Annotated in this window: 4 protein-coding genes; 1 reads left to right on the top strand and 3 read right to left on the bottom strand. The window is 76.1% G+C overall.

All coding sequences use genetic code 11. The features are described 5' to 3' along the window. Window positions 1-135: 135 nt before the first annotated feature. The 3 genes from A3CQ_RS0144420 to A3CQ_RS62355 all read right to left on the bottom strand — a co-directional run bounded on the left by A3CQ_RS0144420 (window position 136) and on the right by A3CQ_RS62355 (window position 2,803). Window positions 136-942: an alpha/beta fold hydrolase gene (locus A3CQ_RS0144420; protein WP_026206884.1), complete on the bottom strand. Its 807-nt coding sequence runs from the start codon at window positions 940-942 to the stop codon at window positions 136-138. Further along, window positions 939-2,444, bottom strand: coding sequence for an RNB domain-containing ribonuclease (locus tag A3CQ_RS56220; RefSeq protein ID WP_084699496.1), 1,506 nt, complete (start codon window positions 2,442-2,444; stop codon window positions 939-941). The genes A3CQ_RS0144420 and A3CQ_RS56220 overlap by 4 nt, the downstream gene beginning before the upstream one ends. Window positions 2,445-2,515: 71 nt before the next feature. After that, window positions 2,516-2,803, bottom strand: coding sequence for a hypothetical protein (locus A3CQ_RS62355; RefSeq protein WP_211216803.1), 288 nt, complete (start codon window positions 2,801-2,803; stop codon window positions 2,516-2,518). Between the two features lie 79 nt (window positions 2,804-2,882). Between A3CQ_RS62355 and A3CQ_RS62350 the strand changes: the two genes are divergently transcribed. Next, window positions 2,883-3,337, top strand: a 455-nt coding sequence (locus tag A3CQ_RS62350; protein WP_211216802.1) for a hypothetical protein, incomplete at its 3' end; no start/stop codon positions are given.

Here is a 3,337-nt window from a genome sequence, read left to right as displayed (position 1 = left end):
GCGCCCGGGTCCCGCGCCCGGGTCCCGCGCCCGGGTCCCGCGCCCGGGTCTCGCGCCCACCCGCACCCGCCCCGCACCCGCGCCGCGGCGGCGCCCGGCCCGCCCTGGCTCCCGCGCCCGGCCGGCTTCACGCGGTCAGCCCTTGGCGAAGAACTCCCGCAGCGCGTCCGCCACCAGCCCCGGCGCCATGGCCGTCACAAAGTGCGACTGCCCCGGCCAGATGACCCTCCGCACGCCCGGAAGGACGGCCGCCAGCGCGTTCATCGTGCTCGGCATCGGCTCCCAGGTGTCCGCGCCCTGCATCAGCAGCGTCGGCACGGCCACGGCGGCCCACCGCTGCAAGTCGGTCTCGTCGCCGGCCAGCGCCTCGAGATCGTGCAACCACCCGACCGCCGACCGCCGCGCCTCGACCGGGTCCGGCGTCTGCTGCGCCGCCCCGGCCGCGAACGCCGCCACGATCGCGGCCGGCACCCGCGTCACCTCGTTGAGCACCGCGAACATCGAAGCCGCGTCGTCCCGCTCGAAGGCGTCCCGATACCGCGCCAGCAGCGGAACGATCACGTCCTCGGCCGCGAACAACGGCGGCTCGAAGATCGCCAGCGACCGCAGATACCGATGCCCGCCCACCGCCGCGTGCAGCGCCAGCGTCGACCCGTAGGAAGCCCCCACCAGATGAGCCGGCCGGCCCACCTCGTCAAGCACGGCGGCCACATCCGCCACCTCGATCGCGAACGACTTCGGCCCCGGCGGCACGTCGCTCGGCCCATACCCGCGCCGTGCCGGCATCCACAACTCGAACTCGCCCTCGAGCAGCCCCGCCACGCCCGCCCACGAGTGCAGCCCACCGCCCGAACCGTGCACGAGCACGACCGGCTCCCCGGCCCCGATCCGCCGCACCACCAGGCGCGTACCGTCCGCCGACCGAACCTCTAGATCACTCACCCGGCAAGGGTCGCAGGCCCCTCCCCCGATCGCTCCCCATTTACCGGCTCGCGGTCCACCGGCTCGCGGCTGGCCGGCTCGGCGTGCATCAGCTCGAACTCGACTCGCCGGGCTGCCGGGTCGGCGACGGTCAGCCGCGCCCGGATCCGCTCGCCCAGCGGCAGGTCGCCCAGGCAGCGGGCCCGCACGGCCGGGTCGTCCAGCGCCACGGTCCCGCCCGGCGGCCGGTTCCCGCGCGGCTCGTCCCGGTCGACGACGCCGGCGTCGAAGCTTTCCCCGACCCGCCGGTGCAGCAGCACGGCCTCGGCCAGGTCGATCGCGCCCCGGGTCGCCGAGCCGGCCAGCCGGTCGCTGTCGCCCATGGCCTTGGGCAGCCGCGGCAGCGCCTCCCGCGCCCACCCCGGCACCTCGGTCCCGGCCGCCAGCGCCAGGCACACCTCGGTCGCGTACCGGTCGGCGAGCCGCCGCAGCGGCGCCGTGACGTGCGCGTAGGGCGCGCCCACCCCGCCGTGCCCGGTCTCGGCCGGCGGATCCCCGTCGAACGGCGTGTAGGCGGCGCCCCGCAGCAGTTCCGCCGCCTGGTCGAGGAAGGCCGCGCCGCGCGGCGACGCCGGGTCGGCCGCCGCCACCACGGCCCCCACCGCGGCACCCGCCGGCCAGGTCACCCCGAGCGACGCGGCCGCCGCACGCAGCTTCGCGACGGCCTCCGGCCGGGCCGCCGGCATCGTGCGCAGCAGCCCGATCCGGCCGCGCAGCATCAGGGTCGCCGCGGCAACGCCGGTGAGCAGCGAGATCTGCGCGTTGTGCTCCTCGACCGGCAACGGCGCCCGCAGCACCAGCCGCCAGCCCTCGCCGTCGCGCTCCAGCTCCTGCTCGGGCAGTGGCAGGTTCACCGCGCCCCGGGCCGCGGCCCGCTCGGCGAGCAGCCGCCCCAGCTCGGGCAGCAGCGCGACCGGCTCCGGCGCCGTGCCCGCGTCGACCTGCCGCTGCACGCCCTCGTAGTCCAGCTTGGCCCGGCTGCGCACGAGCGCCCGCTCCAGCGCGATCCCGGCGATCTCACCGTCCGCGTCGAGGTCGATCGTCCACACCACCGCGGCCCGGTCACCGTCGGGCAGCAGGCTGGCCGCGCCCTCGCCGAGCACCTCCGGATGCAGCGGAATCCGGCCGTCCGGCAGGTAGACGGTCTGCCCGCGCACCCAGGTCTCGACCTCGAGCGCCCCGCCCGGCCGCACGAACGAGGCGACGTCGGCGATCGCGTACCGCACCCGGTAACCGCCGCCGGCCCGCCGGCCCAGGTGCATGGCCTGGTCGAGGTCGCGCGAGGTGGCCGGGTCGATCGTCACGAACGGCACCTCGGTCAGGTCGGTCACCGGCCGCGGCGGACTGGCGGCGGCCGCGGCCGCCTCGGCCATCGCCTCCGCCGGAAACTCCCCCGGCAACCGCAACTCCCGCCGCAGCACCGAGAAGTCGATCTGCGGCGCCCACACCCTCTTGATCGGCACGGCTCATTCCTACCAGCAGACACGCCGATGGCCACGCACGAGTCGCGCGTGGCCATCGATCACCCGCTTTGTCACGCGCGCTTGGCGGCAACCTTCCGCCCCGATGGCGTACGCCCGGAGCCCGCACCCGGCGCATTACCGGCCGCCGCCTTCCGAGCCGCGGCCGCCGTGGCCGCCGTGGCCACCTTCGCCGCGTTCGTGGCCGACGTCTTGGCCATGCCCCCGGCCCGCCCCACGTTGGTCGCCTTCGCCACGTTCGTGGTCTTGGCCGCCCGCCCCCGAGCCGTCCCCGACTCGTTCGTGGACGACCGCTTACCCGCCCGCCCCGGCGCCGCCGTGTTGGCCCCCTTGGCCGCCATAGCCCCCGCCATGGTCGCCTTGGCCGCCGCGGCCCCACTCCCCGCAACCCTGCTCGCCCCCGCCTTGGCAAGAGCAGCCTTGGAAGCGGCAGCCTTAGTGGCAGCAACCTTGGTCGCGGCAGCCTTGGTGGCAGCGGCCTTCGTGGCAGCGGCCTTGGTAGCAGCGGCCTTGGTGGCAGCAGCCCTGGTGGCAGCGCTCTTGGCCGCGGTCGCCTTGGTCACGGCGCTCTTGGTCGCCGTCGCCCTCGTCCCGGTAGCCCTACCGGCCGACGCCTTCTTCGCGGTCGCCGTGCCGGCGGACGCCCTCTTCGCGGCCATCGACTTGGTAGCCGGCGCCTTGGTAGCCGTCGTCTTAGCCGCGGGCGCCCGGGTCCCAGCCGTCTTCCCCGGCATCGCCCTGGTCCCCGACGCGACCTTGGCGGCCGCCTTCTTGGCCGTCGTCGCCGCCTTGGCCGCTGTGCTGTTCGCCGCGGCGGTCTTGGCCATCGTCGCCTTGGCCATCGTCGCCTTGGCCGCCGTCGCCTTGGCCGCCGT

Source organism: Paractinoplanes globisporus DSM 43857 (genome assembly GCF_000379645.1).
GTDB lineage: Bacteria > Actinomycetota > Actinomycetes > Mycobacteriales > Micromonosporaceae > Actinoplanes > Actinoplanes globisporus.
The sequence above is the reverse complement of the archived record's forward strand: the minus strand, read 5'-3'. Positions and strand labels throughout refer to the sequence as shown.